Source organism: Hyphomonas sp. BRH_c22 (assembly GCF_000961795.1).
In the GTDB taxonomy this organism is placed as follows: Bacteria; Pseudomonadota; Alphaproteobacteria; order Caulobacterales; family Hyphomonadaceae; genus Hyphomonas.
Genome location: NZ_LADU01000010.1, coordinates 1 through 15,929, shown reverse-complemented (window position 1 = coordinate 15,929; position 15,929 = coordinate 1). Strand labels below are relative to the sequence as shown.

12 protein-coding genes are annotated in these 15,929 nt (G+C 64.2%); 9 read left to right on the top strand and 3 right to left on the bottom strand.

The genetic code is table 11. From position 1 onward, the window contains the following. Both VR74_RS01710 and VR74_RS01705 read right to left on the bottom strand, forming a co-directional pair. The coding region (locus VR74_RS01710; RefSeq protein WP_045693846.1) for a transglycosylase domain-containing protein at positions 1–757 on the bottom strand (757 nt) is incomplete at its 3' end. 4 nt (positions 758–761) lie between these two features. After that, positions 762–5,735, bottom strand: coding sequence for an alpha-2-macroglobulin (locus tag VR74_RS01705; protein WP_045693844.1), 4,974 nt, complete (start codon positions 5,733–5,735; stop codon positions 762–764). 170 nt (positions 5,736–5,905) lie between these two features. Between VR74_RS01705 and VR74_RS01700 the strand changes: the two genes are divergently transcribed. From VR74_RS01700 to VR74_RS01690, 3 genes are all read left to right on the top strand, one after another. Continuing rightward, positions 5,906–6,313, top strand: coding sequence for a YbaN family protein (locus VR74_RS01700; protein ID WP_299949331.1), 408 nt, complete (start codon positions 5,906–5,908; stop codon positions 6,311–6,313). Between the two features lie 5 nt (positions 6,314–6,318). After that, the gene (locus VR74_RS01695) at positions 6,319–7,092 is read left to right on the top strand and encodes an SDR family oxidoreductase (RefSeq protein ID WP_045693842.1); all 774 of its coding nucleotides are present in this window, start codon (positions 6,319–6,321) and stop codon (positions 7,090–7,092) included. Between the two features lie 239 nt (positions 7,093–7,331). Then, positions 7,332–7,907: a type 1 glutamine amidotransferase domain-containing protein gene (locus tag VR74_RS01690; protein ID WP_045693841.1), complete on the top strand. Its 576-nt coding sequence runs from the start codon at positions 7,332–7,334 to the stop codon at positions 7,905–7,907. Between the two features lie 82 nt (positions 7,908–7,989). Here VR74_RS01690 and bioB read toward each other — a convergent pair whose 3' ends face one another. Continuing rightward, entirely contained in the window at positions 7,990–8,994 is a 1,005-nt protein-coding gene (gene bioB, locus VR74_RS01685) for a biotin synthase BioB (RefSeq protein WP_045693840.1), read from the bottom strand. A 107-nt stretch (positions 8,995–9,101) separates the two neighbouring features. On the opposite strand from bioB, the gene VR74_RS01680 reads away from it, so the two are divergent. The 6 genes from VR74_RS01680 to VR74_RS01655 form a co-directional block, all read left to right on the top strand. Beyond that, the gene (locus tag VR74_RS01680) at positions 9,102–10,313 is read left to right on the top strand and encodes an NAD(P)/FAD-dependent oxidoreductase (RefSeq protein WP_045693839.1); all 1,212 of its coding nucleotides are present in this window, start codon (positions 9,102–9,104) and stop codon (positions 10,311–10,313) included. A gap of 55 nt (positions 10,314–10,368) precedes the next feature. After that, positions 10,369–11,112 (top strand): VTT domain-containing protein, encoded by a 744-nt coding sequence (locus VR74_RS01675; RefSeq protein WP_045693838.1) that lies wholly within the window; start codon positions 10,369–10,371, stop codon positions 11,110–11,112. A 137-nt stretch (positions 11,113–11,249) separates the two neighbouring features. Next, positions 11,250–12,782, top strand: a complete 1,533-nt coding sequence (locus VR74_RS01670; RefSeq protein WP_045693837.1) for a 2-isopropylmalate synthase — start codon at positions 11,250–11,252, stop codon at positions 12,780–12,782. 65 nt (positions 12,783–12,847) lie between these two features. Continuing rightward, on the top strand, positions 12,848–13,441 hold the full coding sequence (locus VR74_RS01665; protein ID WP_045693836.1) for an exopolysaccharide biosynthesis protein: 594 nt from the start codon (positions 12,848–12,850) through the stop codon (positions 13,439–13,441). A 95-nt stretch (positions 13,442–13,536) separates the two neighbouring features. Then, positions 13,537–14,676, top strand: a complete 1,140-nt coding sequence (locus tag VR74_RS01660) for an OmpA family protein (RefSeq protein WP_045693835.1) — start codon at positions 13,537–13,539, stop codon at positions 14,674–14,676. Positions 14,677–14,721: 45 nt separating this feature from the next. After that, positions 14,722–15,929: hypothetical protein (locus VR74_RS01655; RefSeq protein ID WP_045693833.1), on the top strand; the 1,208-nt coding region annotated here is incomplete at its 3' end.

The following is a 15,929-nucleotide window of genomic DNA, read 5'->3' as shown; positions in this document are numbered from 1 at the left end:
CATGCCAGGCCCTGTCCGGGAAATCGCGCCTGCGGCCGGGCACGCCGGAGGCGGCCACGTCTGCCACATCTGCCTCGGAAAAGACGCCATAATTCGCCAGTTTCTGCGCCACCCAGTTGCGGGCCCTCGCCGCCTGTTCGGGGCGGCGGTCTGGCCGGCGCGCCTCGGGCGATTGCGGCAGGGCGATCAGCAGGGCGATCTCGTCATCCGAGAGGCGGTCCGCCTCGTGCCCGAAATAGCTCCAGCTTGCCGCGCGCACGCCTTCGAGATTGCCGCCATAGGGCGTCAGCGTCAGGTAGAGCGCGAGGATTTCATCCTTGCCGAGGCGGCGCTCGATCTGGTGCGCCCGGACGATCTCGATCAGTTTCGATCCGATATTGCGGTCACGCGGTTCCAGCATGCGTGCCGTCTGCATCGTGATCGTGGAGCCGCCGGACACGACACGGCCCGACAGCGCCGAGTCCAGGCCAGCCCGGGCCATGCCCAGCCAGTCGGTGCCCTTGTGCTGGCGGAAGCGCTTGTCCTCGACGCGGATCAGCGCCTCGATGAATTCCGGATCGATCCGGCCCAGATCGCCATGGAAACGCCAGCGGCCGTCATCGGTCGGGAAGGCGCGCAGGGGCTTTCCGGCCCGGTCAGTGACCAGGGCCGAAATCTCCCCTGCCCGTTCCAGTGGTGGCGGCACGATGGCGTCCAGCGCGAAGGCCGCGCCCACCAGAAGGGCAAAGGCGGCAAGAAGACGCCCGGCCGGACCCATTGGCCTACTTGCCTCCTGCCGTTGCTGCCGGTGCGCCCACCACGGTCACGCGGCCCGCCTGCGAGCGCGCATAGACGCCGGGGCGATACATGTCCTCGGCGACGACACCCGGCATCGCAAACGATCCCGGCGTAACCGCCCGCACGACATAGGCCAGCGTCACCGGCTCGCCATAGACATCAACGGCGGCGACAAAGCGGTCATCCTGCGCCTGCTGCGTCTGGGTATTGGCTATCTCGCCCAGGAACCCGAACGCGCCCGATGCGCCCCCTTCAAGGCGGCCATCGGCCGGGCGCAGCACGGTCTCGATCTCGAAGCCGGCAGGCAACAGGTCGGCGACAATGACGGGGTTCAGGCGGCGCTCAAGCGGCGTGACGGACACCCGCACGACCAGCTGGTCGCCCTGGTTGACGCGCGAGAGATCCACGCGTCCGCCCGTCATCGTGTAGAAGGCCTTGTCGGTCTGCAGTTTCGATGAGGCGGCAGGCGGGGCCTTTTCCGGCGCGCCCGTCACCAGCACGGTGCGGAACATCGGCGCCTTGCCTTCCAGCTTGAACTCCACGCCAGAGGCAACCTGTTCTTCCGAAATCAGGTACTGGCGCTCATTGTCATTGCCGCGGCCAAGACCTTCGACCATCAGGCGGAACGCATTCTCGCCCTTGTTGAAGTCATTGACCGCCAGAAGGATGAAGGCCTTCTCCTGCGTCGTCATCTCGTCCGCATCCGGCACATCCTTGCCAAGGCGTTCGGCAAGACGGGCGACCAGCGGCGTCATGTCGGCTTCACTGGCCAGTGCCATCATGCCGGCCAGGTCGCGCAGAGGCGTCTGGTAATAGTCGCCGCTATTCTTGTAGCCGAGGGCTTTCTCGGCCGATTCAAAGGCCGATGCCGCCCGTGACCGGTCACCGAGATAGGCAAGGCCGGCACCGATATGGGCGCGCGCCAGCGGGCTGTCGATCTTCGACAGGTCGCGGTCGTGCAGGTAGCGCAGGCGGGAAATGTCCGCCTCGCCCGACTTGGCGAGCACATAGAGCGCATAGGCCGAGGCGCGATACATCATCTGCTCGGCCGTATCGTTGGAATACTGGCCCTCATAGACATCCGTATCGTAGCCATAGATGCGCCACTGGTCGCCGGTCGATACGGCGCGCAGTGCGCCATAGGCCCGGTCCAGCGCCTCATCCGGCACATTATAGCCAGCGGCCTTGGCGCGGTAGATGAAGTCTGTCGAATAGGCACCGAGCCAGGGCGAGGCATAGCCGTCACCCTCGCGCCAGAGGCCGAACGCACCTTCCGACCCCTGACGATTGAGGATCGTGTTGACCGCGGCCTGCACCCGGTCCCGCGCATTGTCGCGGGATCCGCGCGCGCCCATGGCAACCAGCTGTTCGGAATAGAGCAGCGGCATGGCCCGGCTGACCGTCTGTTCGGTGCAGCCATAGGGATAGCGGTCGAGCGAGGCATAGAGCGTGGCCGGATCAACCGGGATGCTCGAGAAGCCGACCGTGACATCCACCGATCCCGGCACATAGCCGGCAAGCAGCTTCGGATCGACCGAATATTGCTGGCCGGGCTGCATCAGCGCGCTCGTGGAGCGGGTTTCCGGCAGGTAGGGCGAGCGGGTCTGGATATCGTACGTGTGCGCCACTTCGTACTTGTCGGGGCCGGAGACGGCGATACGCACCTTCGAGATACCCTCGGACTGTGCTTCGACACGCACCGGCACATCCGAGCGCTTGCCCGTCTGAACCGAGCGGGTCAGGCGGCTTTCGGCCACCGTGATCGGACCGGCCGCAGAAATCTGCGCCGTGAACTCGCCGGACGGCAATTCGACATTGTCGATGCTCGCGGTGAGGAAGGCCTCATCACCCGGTGCCATGAAGCGCGGCAGGATCAGGTCGGACGGCGCCGGATCGCGGACTGTCATCTTCGCTTCGCCCTTGCCGAGACCGGTCTTCGACCAGGCCACGGCCATGATGCGCAGCTCGCCGTTGAAGTCAGGCAGGTCGAACGACACCTTTGCCTTGCCCGAGCGTCCGACCTCGACGAGGCCGGAATAGAGCGCCACGGACTTGACCGGCACGACTGTCAGGCCTTCGCCGCCAAGCTGGTCACCACCGGTGCGCACTTCAGCGGGCAGGCCCATGTTCGGGTCCAGCAGGCGTCCATAATCGTCATAGAGTTCAACGCCGAGCGCCTTCTGGCCGTAATAATAGGCAACCGGATCGGGGCTCTTGAACTTGGTGAGCTGCAGGATGCCTTCATCGACAGCCGCAACTGTCAGGAAGACAGGCTCACGCGGGCCGCCACCGAAATCGACTTCGATCACCTGTTCGCGGCGCGGACGCGCGACTTTCGGTGCCGAGACCGTCAGGTTGAACGTCCTTGCATCCATGTTGACCGGCACATGCGCAACGCCCACGGCGCGGCGCGGCTTGGCCTGCAGGATCGGATCACGCGCCGTATAGACGTTGACCATGACATAGGCGCCTTCGCCCCAGGCATCGGACACAGGCAGCGTGACGCGCGTGCCGCTGGACGTGACATTGATGTTCTGGACCGACAGGACCTTGTCGGTGGCGACGACGATCTGGGCCTGCCCGTCATAGGGTGGGACAATCGTGATCTCGGCGGACTGGCCGGGGCTTGGCGACTTTTCTGGGCCCATCACGCGGACGCGGTCAGGCGCTTCGACGCCGTCATCCGACACGCGGCCACCCCAGCCGACATAGAAGTCATCGCTGGCAGCGGCGCCGACATTGACGCCTTCGGCTTCGACAACCAGTTCATGGCTGCCCCATTCCAAGCCGCTGACCTTGATCTCGGCCGTCGCGCCCGTTGTGGTGGACACAACGCCTTCATTGACCTTGGTCACGGTGCGCGACCGGCGCCAGCGCCATTCGTCGCCATCGCGGTACCAGTCATAATGATAGTCGATGGCCAGCATCTTCCATGCGAGGCGCTGCGCTACCGCGGCGCCATCGGAATTCACGGCCACGACCTGAAAGACCGAGTCGCCACCCTCTTCGACGGATTCATCGAAGCCGGGCTTGAGGCCGATATAGAGGTTTTCAGGGCGGTACGGGATCCGCACGCTGTCTGTCACCGCGCGGCCACCGGGTTCCAGCACGCTGACCACGGTATTGATGCGCAGCGGCCGGCCCGCATTGCTGCCGGCATTGCCAGGCGCGACGCGAACCGTTGCCGCCCCTGCCCCGTCCGTCGTCTGGTCAGGCAGTTCGATGATCCGCTCCTCGAACGTGGCATCATGGCGGCCGAAGGCGAAGCCATCAAAGGCCGGGAATGGATTGGGTTGCGGCTCAAGCCGGGCCTCGGCCTTGACTGTCAGGCCGGCACCCGGAGCGCCATAGAGGAAGCGCGAGGCGACCGCGATCTCACGCGTCCCGCCCAGCTTCATCGCCGTCTTGTCATCTGCCTTGAGGTCGACCGCGATGCGCTGCGGCACGAAATCCTCGACCGCAAACCTTGCGGCGCCGGACGTGTCAGTCAGCCCGTCGACTTCCAACGCGGCGCGCCACTGGCCACGCGATGCGCCCTTGGGCAGGATGAAACTCTTCAGGACAGCGCCTGAATCCGGATCGTCGAAACGGATCTTCTCGGCAACCAGCCCGTTCGGGCGATAGATCACGAGATTGCCGGTCCGGTCGTCGACCTGGCGTCCGGCACGGTCGCGCAACAGGGCAGAGATGTTCACCGTCTCACCGGGACGGTAGATGCCGCGATCAGTATAGACATAGGCATCAACCAGGCCGGGTGTCCGGCGGCCGCCGGTGACATGTTCGGACAGGTCGACCGGTGCGCGTGTCAGGTCCAGCGCGGCCAGTTCGCCCTTGGCGCTGAAGGCAAGCACCAATTTCGGCGCCATATTGCCGGCGCCATTGGTCAGCGGCTTGTCGAACGCAACGCGGCCCTGCTCATTGCTGCGCGTCTCGGCGAGGATCTCGTTGCTCATCGCAATCAGCTGCACGGTCGTATCCGGAACGGGCTTGCCGTCCTGCAGAGAGCGCAGCGTGATGTCGAGGCCGTTCTCGCCCTCATAGGCCGTGATCGCGAGATCGGTCAGCATGATCCAGCGCGAGGAGGAAGCGGGCGGGCCCTGCTGCGGGTCCAGCTTGGCGGCATCGGAGATGCGGACGTAATAGGCGCCCGGCTCCATCGTGGAAATCACGTCCTGAAGCGGGAAGACAGACACGATTGGCGCGTTCTGTTCGGCCGCAATGTCCATCGTGCCGGACCAGATTTCCTCTTCCACATCGCTCGGGCTGTCATTGCCCCAGGAATAGGAATAGCGGCCCTGCCCGGTCGTCTCGCCGTCGGTAATGCTCTTGAAGGCCAGCGCCCGGTCATTCACCCGCGACACGCTGATATTCACCTTCTCGACATTTACCGTCTCGATCGGCAGGCCGTCAGCATCGCCGCGCGGCAGGATCACGCCTGCGCCCTTGAAGCCGACATAAGGCGGACGGTCGGCAAAATCGATCGGCACGGTCTCTTCGCGCTTCAGTGTGCGCCCGTCAGCGGCCGGCAGGCCCGACAGGATCGTGGCCGTGCGGCTGGTGCCGAAGGTCAGGCCGCCAATGCACAGCTCGCGTCCCTCGACGCTGAGCGCAGGGCGGAAGGCGGGGCGGAAGTCGACATAGGGCGAATAGTCGGTCTTGGGGTCCAGCGCGGCCGAAAAGACGAGGCAGGCCAGCGGCTGCTCGCTGCTGGTGTCGATCCGGTAGCGGAAGTAGGAGAATTCCTGCTCCTGCGCGGCGATGGCCTTCTGGCGGCGCTGTTCGCGCTGGCGCGCGGCAACCTGGTCTTTCGGGGCCCGCTGCACCACCTCACCGGCCGGGCTGACCGTTTCGGCCGCCTTGTCCTTGTCGCCCCCGCCACAGGCGGCGACGAGACTGAACAGGATGGCCGCGACGACGATCCGAAACTTGCCCCGTGTGCCCGTTATGAACTGCGACATGAACCTCTCCTGTATTTTCTGTTGATATCCATACACCGCTTGGGTGCGTCGCCAACAGGGCGTGATTGGGTCAATTCAAAGGAATGTTGCGGTTTCGTCATGGCGCGCCGGCACTGGCGTGGCCGACTCCCGCCTTGCCAGCCGGCACATTGCACCCGATGTAGGCACGCATGTGGGCCTGGCGCATCCTTGGAATGTTTGCCTTCGCGGTGGGCGCGATTGGCCTCGCCCTGCCGATCTGGCCAACCACGATTTTCTGGATCGCGGCAGCGCTCGCCTTTGCCCGGTCCAATCCCGCCTGGGCGCAATGGATCTATGCCCGCCCCGGCATTGGCCAGCCGATCCGCGACTTTGCAGAATCCGGCCGCATGAGCATGCGCAGCAAGCTGGCCGCCCTGTCCGGCATGGCGCTCGCCGCAGCCGGCACGATCTTCGTCTTCTGGCGCATGCCCTGGACCATGGCGATCAGCCTGGGCCTGCTGGCGGTCGGCGCCGTGTTCGTGATCAGCCGGCATCCGCCCTTTGCTGACCCGGCAGAGCCGCTTACAGACATGACACTGGAACATAAGGGAGACTGACGCAGATGGATCTGGATCTGAAAGACAAGGTAATTTTCGTGGCGGGCGCCAGCCGGGGCATCGGTCTTGGCATCGTTGAAGCCTGCCTGGCTGAAGGCGCCCGGGTCGCCATCGCCGCGCGCGGCGCCGAGGCGCTGGAAGAACAGCGCGCACGCCTTGCAGCGCAATATGGTGAAGACAAGGTCTGGGCCAGGGCCGGAGACCTGCGCGACAGCCAGACGATCGATTCCATGATTGATGCGATCGAAACCGGATTCGGCCCGCTATGGGGCGCGGTCGCCAATGTCGGCCTGCACCCCTGCCCGCCCGGCTTCGAGGTCGATGACGAGACATGGGATGGCGGCATCAGCCAGAACCTCGACTCCGCATTCAAGCTCGCACGCTCGGCCCTGCGCAGGATGACACCGCGCGGCGAGGGCTCCGTCCTGATGATCACCTCGATTGCAGGGCTCGGCGCGCTCGGCACGCCTCTCACCTATGGCACGTCCAAGGCGGCCATGAACCATCTGGCCAAGGAGCTTGCCCGTGTCGCCGGCCCATCAGGCATCCGCGTCAACGCCATCGCGCCCGGCAACATCATCTTCCCCGGCGGTGACTGGGAAACCCGTTCGCAGGGCGAACGCGGCGGCGCGTGGATGAAGTGGATCAAGCGCGAAGTGCCGCTCAACCGGTTCGGGCGGCCTGACGAAATCGGCTCGGCTGCGGCCTACCTCCTGAGCCCGCTTGCAAGCTTCGTCACCGGCGCCGTGCTGCCGGTGGATGGCGGGCAGACGCGCTAGAGTGGCGTGCCGAAAAGTGGACACTGTTTTCGGGGACACGCCGCGACCAAAAAGAAATTCTGGATCAGGGGGCTGATTCCTGGAATCAGCCCCCTGATCCAGCCTCCTTGCAAAAGCGTAACTGTATTCGCCTGCAACGATTGCCGGGGCCACGCATTGTTTAGGCACAGGACTATTCCTGAAGCGGCGCAGGCCTCGTTGCCTGCCGACGCGCCAGAACACAAAGCAAGGAGACATCCATGACCCAACGCGCTCAAGGACGAAAACTCGCCATCCTCGCAGCTGACGGATTTGAAGAGATCGAGCTTACCTCACCGAGGGAAGCCATCGAGAATGCGGGCGGCACGACAAGCATCGTGTCGATGACGCATGGCACGATCCAGGCCAACAAGCACCGCGAACACGGCGCCACGTTCAAGGTCGACATGACGCTCGATGATGCCAGGGCGGCAGACTTCGACGCCCTGCTCATTCCGGGCGGCCTGTTCAGCCCGGACACATTGCGCACCAATCAGAAAGCCCTGGACTTCACGTCAGACTTTTTCCGCCAGAAGAAGCCGGTTTTCTCGATCTGCCACGGACCGCAGGTCCTCATTTCGGCCAATCTTGTCAATGGCCGCCAAGTGACAGGCTATGGGGCGATCCAGCAGGACCTCAAGAATGCAGGTGCCCGCGTGCTTGACCAGTCGGTTGTCGTCGATGCAGGCCTCGTGACATCACGCTCACCTGATGACCTTGGCGACTTCAATGCCAAGATTGTCGAGGAAATCTGCGAAGGCAAACATGCCGACCAGCGCCAGTCCGTGACCGCATAAACGGACAGCGCCGCTCCGAAGGGAGTGAAGCGTAGAGTAGGAAAAGCGCTCTCCTCCCGGAGAGCGCTTTTTTCATGGTGCGTTAGTTGCCGATCAGGGTGGTTAGCCGGCGCGGGCCCTCTTCCATTTCGGCATGGCCCGCCGCCTCAAGGCCCATCGCGCTCATCAGCGCACTGTCCTCGTCGGCATCCGGATTGTCGGTTGTCAGCAGGCGGTCGCCGACAAAGATCGAGTTCGCTCCGGCCAGCAGGCACATGGCCTGGCCTTCTTCGGTCATGCTCTCGCGCCCCGCAGACAGGCGCACCCAGCTTTTCGGGAACACGATGCGGCAGACGGCTATCGCGCGCGCCATTTCCAGCACGCCGACGGCCGGGCTGTCACCAAGCGGCGTGCCCGGAATCGGCACCAGCATGTTGATCGGCACGCTTTCAGGGTGCGGCGCCAGTTTCGAGAGTTCATGGATGAGGCCGATCCGGTCGGCCCGGCTCTCGCCCATGCCGAGAATGCCGCCGCAGCAGAGCTTCAGCCCGGCGCCGCGCGCCCGGCCCAGCGTTTCCAGCCGGTCATCATAGGTGCGCGTCGAGACCACCGTGCCGTAATATTCCGGCGAGGTATCGAGGTTATGATTGTAATAGTCGAGCCCTGCCTCAGCCAGCGCCTCGGCCTGGCCCGCTTCCAGCATGCCGAGCGTAACGCAGGTCTCGAGACCCTCTGCCTTCACCGCCTCGATCATGGCTGCCACTTTCGGCAGGTCGCGATCCTTCAGGCTGCGCCAGGCCGCGCCCATGCAGAATCGGTCAGCGCCGTTCTCCCTGGCGCGGCGGGCCGCCTCCACCACTTCGCCCAGCGGCATCAGCTTGGAGGCATCAAGGCCCGTATCGAAATGCGCTGACTGGCTGCAATAGCCGCAATCCTCGGCGCAGCCGCCGGTCTTGATCGAGAGCAGCTGGGATTTCTGGACTTTCCCGTCCGGCCAGTTCTGCCGCTTCACGTCCAGCGCCTGTCCGATCAGCGTGTCGAGCGGGCCTTCATACAGGGCTTCGATCTCGTCGCGGGTCCAGTCATGGCGCGGCTGTGTCTGTATCATGGGTAGCAAATCCTTGAAGGAGGGGAAACCGGGTCGGGGTTTGCTAACCGCCATCCAGCGGCGGATCAAGCTTGCGCGCCGTGCCCCGCCTGCGGCATAGGCCAGCCATGCACGCTGCGCCCTCTTCTCCCGGCTTTGATGCCATTATTCTTGGCGCCGGCGCAGCTGGCCTCTTCTGCGCCAGCCGGATCGGGCAGAACGGCCAGCGTGTCCTCGTGATCGACCATGCGGCAAAGCCTGCCGAAAAGGTGCGCATATCCGGCGGCGGGCGATGCAATTTCACCAATATCCATACAGCGCCGGACCGGTTCATTTCCGAGAATCCGCATTTTGCCAAGTCGGCCCTCGCCCGCTACACGCCGCAGGACTTTCTCGATCTCCTCGCCCGCCACCAGATCACCTGGCACGAGAAGACCCTTGGCCAGCTGTTCTGCGACCAGAAATCCGGCGCGATCATCCAGATGCTGCTCGACGAGCTGGAAGCAGGCGGCGGCGAGCTTCGCCTCGGCACCGAAATAAAGGCCGTCAGCCACGCCGATGGCCTGTTCTCGGTCGACACATCGGCCGGTCAGGTCACTGCGCCGAGGCTCATCGTCGCCACGGGCGGCCTGTCGATTCCGAAAATGGGCGCCACCGGCCTTGCCTATGACATTGCCCGCCAGTTCGGCCATGACATCATCCCCACCCGCGCGGCGCTGGTGCCTTTCGTGTTTACCGGCGCCGACCAGGAAGACTTCGCCTCGATCTCCGGCGTCGCCTGCGGCGTCCGCGCCAGCACGCCGCGCGCCCGTTTTGACGAGGCGATGCTGTTCACCCATCGCGGCCTGTCCGGCCCGGCCATCCTGCAGGTCTCGTCCTACTGGTCACCCGGCGAGCCTGTGACGCTCCGCCTCCTGCCCGATACCGACATTGCGGAGACCCTTAAGGCCGCCAAGCGCGACCGGCCCATGCATACCCTCGGGGCCGCGCTCGAGGACCTCTTCGCCAAGCGGCTGGCCGAGCTTATCCTCACCCGCACCCACACAACACCCGCCAACCGCCTCGCCGACACCTCCCACGCCACACTCGACGCCCTCGCCGCCACCCTCACCGAATGGGTCGTGCGCCCTGCCGGCACGGAAGGCTGGCGCACCGCCGAGGTGACCGCCGGCGGGATCGATACGGCCAGCCTGTCATCGCGCACGATGGAAAGCCGCCATGTTGCCGGGCTGTATTTCATCGGCGAATGCGTCGATGTGACGGGCTGGCTCGGCGGCTATAATTTCCAGTGGGCCTGGGCCAGTGCCGCCGCCGCGGCAACGGGTCTTGCGGTGTCATGAAACCGATGCAACACACTGCTTGACGCAAGGGCGCGCTGGCGCCATTCGGTGGCCCATGCGCCCGCCTGAAAACACCGCCAGCCAGCCTGCCCGGAGGACACTTCTCCTCGGCGGCGGACTGCTTGCCGCCGTGTTCGTCATCTTTATCCTTGGCAAACTTGGCGTCCTTCCCCGCGCAGAAACCCTCAATGCCTGGATGGAAGCCGTCTCCGGCAGCCCCTGGGGCCTGCCCGCCCTGATCCTGGTCTTCTGCGTCGCAGCCTTTCTCGGCGTCCCGCAATTCGCATTGATTGCTGCAGCGGTCGCCCTGTTCGGGCCCTGGCTCGGCTTTGTCTATGCCTGGATCGCCAACATGGCTTCCGGCTCGCTCACGTTCTGGGTCGGCCGCCTGGCAGGCGAAACGGTATTCCGCCGCTATGCCGGGACGACCGCAAACCGCCTTGCCGCCTTTGTCGGCCGCAACGCGATGGCGACCAGCGCCCTCGTGCGCAACGTGCCAACCGGGCCATTCATCATGGTCAACATGGCGTTCGGCGTCAGCACCGCGAAGTATCGCGACTTCGCCATCGGGATGGGGGTTGGGGTCCTGCCAAAGATCGCGCTGATCGCCTTTGCAGGCCAGAGCCTGTTTGCCGCGCTCAAGGGCAATCCCGGCATCGCAATCCTGGCCGCTTTCATCGCCGCCGCCATCTACGCAGCCATTGCGCTTTATGCCCGCACACGTCTCGCTCCGAAGGGGCAATCTGTTCCCCTGATCAGCGATCCGCCGGTTGACATGGGGGCGAAACGGGATGATTAAAGGCGACATGTGGAACAATTTGCCCCTCAGCCTCCTGCTTACCGGCCCCTGGCCGGTGCCGTCTGCCTGATCAGGGGCAGTCGCGCGGCCAGGGGAATGCTTTAGCCCCCCTAATTTTCCAAGCAGAGCCGCAAACCATGACCACCAATCCTCATATCCGAATTTTCGACACGACCCTGCGTGACGGCGAACAGTCGCCGGGCGCGTCCATGACCCATGTTGAAAAGCTCGAACTCGCCAGCCTGATGGAAGACATGCGCGTCGACGTGATCGAAGCCGGTTTTCCCGCCGCATCCGATGGCGACTTTGCCGCCGTCAGCGCCATCGCCGCCCAGTCGAAAAGCGCCATCATCTGCGGCCTCGCCCGCTCGACTCCCGGCGACATTGACCGCTGCGCCGAAGCTGTCAAACAGGCTGCCCGACCCCGTATCCACACGTTCATCTCGACCAGCCCGGTGCACATGAAGCACAAGCTGAAAATGGGCCCGAACGCCGTGCTGGAAGCGATCGGCCGCTCGGTTGCCCAGGCCCGCAATCACACGGACGATGTCGAGTGGAGCGCGGAAGACGCCACCCGCACCGATTTCGATTTCCTGTGCAAATGCATCGACGTCGCCATCGCATCAGGCGCCACCACGATCAACGTGCCAGACACGGTCGGCTATTCCCACCCGGAAGAATATGGCGCGCTGTTCCGCCGCCTGATCGAGAACGTGACGAATTCCGACAAGGCGATCTGGTCGGCCCACTGCCACAATGATCTCGGCCTTGCCGTCGCCAACTCGATCTCCGCCGTCGCCAATGGTGCGCGCCAGATCGAATGTGCGATCAATGGCCTTGGCGAACGGGCCGGCAATGCCGCCCTTGAAGAAGTCGTCATGGCGATGAAGGTCCGTGAGGACACGCTGCCCTTCTCGACCACGGTCAATCCGGCCTACCTGTCGCGCGCCTCGGCCATGGTCAGCCGCATCACCGGTTTCCCGGTCCAGTACAACAAGGCCATCGTCGGCAAGAACGCCTTCGCGCATGAAAGCGGCATCCACCAGGACGGCATGCTGAAGAATGCCGAAACCTACGAAATCATGAAGCCGGAAGATGTCGGCGTGGCGAAAACTTCGCTGGTCATGGGCAAGCTTTCCGGCCGTCACGCCTTCCGCGACAAGCTGGAAAGCATGGGCTATTTCCTCGAAGGCGATGCGCTGAACGATGCCTTCAAGCGCTTCAAGGATCTGGCCGACAAGAAGAAGCATGTCTTTGATGACGATATCGCTGTGCTCGTTGATGACCAGCTGGCGGCCGAAGGCGAGCGCATCGTGTTCAAGCGCCTGCGCGTCGTGTGCGGCACGGACGGGCCCCAGACGGCCGAGATCGACCTGACGGTGGATGGCGAGGAAAAATACGCCATTGCACGCGGCAACGGCCCGGTGGATGCCGTGTTCAATGCCATCCGCCAGATCGTCCAGCATAACGCCACACTGGACCTTTACCAGGTCCACGCAGTGACCGGCGGTACGGATGCGCAGGCGACCGTGTCTGTCCGGCTGAATGGCGAAGGCATCATGGCCACGGGGCGTTCATCCGACCCGGATACGCTGGTCGCCAGTGCCAAGGCCTATCTCCACGCCGTGAACAAGCTCGAGGCCCGCAAAGCCAAGCGCAAGGCAGCCTGAGGAACCATCCCGCACCTCACGCGATTCAGGTGTTCATACATCCTGGATCGCGTTAGGAAGCGGGCATGGCCAAGATAAACAATCTGGAATCGCTCCTGTCGAGCCTGACGGAATGCACGTCAGGCGATCAAGTCACCGTTCGTGACATGCTGAATGCCGTCGGGCGGCGTTCCTATGGACCGATCCTGCTCTTGCTTGGCTTCATCGCCATCTCGCCGCTGACGATCCTTCCGGGCACCAGCTGGGTGACCGCGCTTGTTATCCTGCTGATTGCCGGACAGATCCTGCTGGGGCGCACTTTTCCCTGGGTGCCGAAACGCATTCTCGACATGACCTTTCCCCGGGCGGCCCTGGTGAGCGGCGTCGAACAGGCCCGCAAATATGCCCGGCCCGTGGACAAGGTGCTGAAGCCGCGCCTCCCTTTCCTGTCGCAGCCACCCTTTATCGGCCTTGCGGCGCTTGTTTGCATTGCCGCCGCACTTTTGATGTTTCCCCTCGGGCTCGTGCCGTTCGGCCCGGTATTGCCCAGCCTGGCTGTGCTTCTCTTCGGCCTCGGCCTGACCGCCCGCGACGGCATCGTGCTGATCGGGGCGGGCTGCGGGCTCGCCGGGGCTGTATGGGTACTGTTACGGGTCTGGTCGGCCCTGCCTCTGGGCTGATGCGCGGGAAATTCCCGTATCAGGACAGTTGCCTTGCGCCGCTTTGACGGCGCCTGTTACATGAAACCGTGCAGAACGCGCGGGACCCGGGGTTTATGACCAATCTCAGCTATTCAGAAGACCGCACCATCAGGTCACACGTTCGCGGGCGGCCGCGTCCACATGTGCCCTTCATGCCCTACGGCCTGATTCCGCTCCTCGGGCTGCTCGTCGTCTTCTGGATGGGGATGGGACCTTTCGCCCGCCATATTGTCGAGCAACGCGCCATAAAGTCCGCCGAACAAACCCTGGCGGCCAATGGTGCCGACTGGGCCAGCGCGAGAGTATCCGGCCAATGGGTCTGGCTGGAAGGCCAGCCTCCCTCCCGCATGGAAGGCGAGCAGCTCATCGCGCTGGTACGCGCGGCCCAGACACCCACCTGGCTTGGGTCTGCCACGCCTGTGACACGCGTTTTTGCCTCGTTCGGTTCAGGCGTGGTCATGCCTACGGCGATCCGAAAGCCCGAATGGACCTATCGCCTTTCAGACGGCGAGCTAAAGCTCGAAGGCATTGTGCCCGATGACGTCACGCGCGCATCGCTTGTCGCTGCGGCCGAAGGCAAGATCGACCCGCCCCGCATCGCCAGTGTCGCAGATTTCCTGGAAGTCACCCACGTGGCAAAGAATCCGGAATATACAGAGGTCGCCCTGCATGCGATCGAGGCGCTCAGCCGCTGTGACCGCGGCGTGGCCGCTTTCCTGGACGAGGAGTTCTCGCTGAAATGCGAATTGCCGGAATCGGGCGCTGCCGCCGTCAAGCAACTGGTCGCCAGCCCCCTTGCCGTCGGCCGCCTTGGCAATATCGACATCCTGCCCAATGAAGCGGTGGCGACCTGCGAGACATCGCTCGCAGACCTTCTCGGCACGGCCCACATACAGTTTGCCCCGTCCAGTGCCGAAATCGACCCGCGCAGTTCGTCGCTTCTGCAATCCGTCGCCGATGCCGCAACAGCCTGTCCCGGTACGCTGCGCATTGAAGGGCATACTGACAGCATGGGCACGGCGAATGCGAATGAACTGCTGGGCGATGCCCGCGCTGAAGCGGTGCGCGATGCCTTGATCGCCCGCGGCGTACCCGCTGACCGCCTGCGCGCCGAAGGCTTTGGTGCGCGAAAGCCGATTGACGACAACAGCACGGCGGAAGGCCGCGCGCATAACCGGCGCATCGAAATTCGCGTCGTCCGTGCATCCGATTGACCCGGGCGGCCCATTCGGGCTCTTTTGGGCTAGCGAGACAATATTATGTGGTTCCTTCTTACTCAGATTTTCCCCCTGCTGCTGCTGGCCGCCATTCTTGGCGCCGTGCTGGCCTATTGGTGGCTGAGAAACCGTCAGGAAGGCATCACCGAATCCCATGAGCGGATTACGGAGCGGCTGGACGCCCTCAGCGCCCGCCCCGAGCCCGCCGCACGGGAAGATTATGAGGCCGGCATGGCGCTCATCTCCTCGGCTGTCAGGTCGCTGCGCATGCCTGACATGGATCCGGTGAACCAGCGTCTTGCCGCCGTCGAAGGGGCCATTTCAGGCATTGTCATGCCTGAAACCGATCTTGGTCCCCTCCAGGCCATGCTCGAAGGCATGGACACGCGCCTCAACCAGATCGAACGCACCATCACGGGCTTCACTCTTCCCGAAACCGACCTCCGCCCGCTTGAGGGCAAGCTGGACGGCCTGGAATCGCGCCTGACGAGCCTCGCCGCCTCGGTCGCCGAACTCAAGAATACAGACCTTTCCCCGATCGACAGACGTTTCGGCCAGCTCGAAGAATCCCTGGCCGCGATCAAACTGCCCGAAGTCGATCTCGGCCCGCTGCATAGCGGTCTCGCCCGTCTTGACCTCACCATTGCCGGGCTGGACCGCCCGCAAACCGATCTCGGGCCGCTCCAGACACGGCTGGCAGAATTCGAGTCCCGCATCTCCCTGCTCGGAGACCGCCTCGAAGCGGCGCAGAAGCGCGACTTCGACAAATTGTCATCCGAAATCACAAGCGTCGCCTCGGGCGTGTCGGGCATCGAAATGCCGGACCTTGGCGCAGTCTATCAAAGGCTGGTCAGCGTCGAACACGCCATCGCGAGCTTCACCATTCCCGAGCCCAACATGACACCGCTCTATGAGCGGATGGCCGCGCTCGAGGACTCGCTGGCCACGGTACGCGCCAACCTGCCCGGGACGCCGGACCTGACACTGGTCGAGCGGCGCATTGCCAGCCTGCAGGAAGCCTTCCTGACGCAAACCCCGCCTGACCTGACACCGGTTCTGAATGCGGTCCAGTCCATCGAAGGCCGTCTGGACCTGGAAGCGATGGAGAACCGGCTGAACGCCATCGAATACGGACTGGCAGCGATCCACCACACATTACGGGCCCGTCCCGATGCGGGAGCCGCGCGCCCCGAACGCGAGCCAGGCACTCGCGCTGCAGCAACCACCCGCCCCCCCGCCGCCGCCGAACG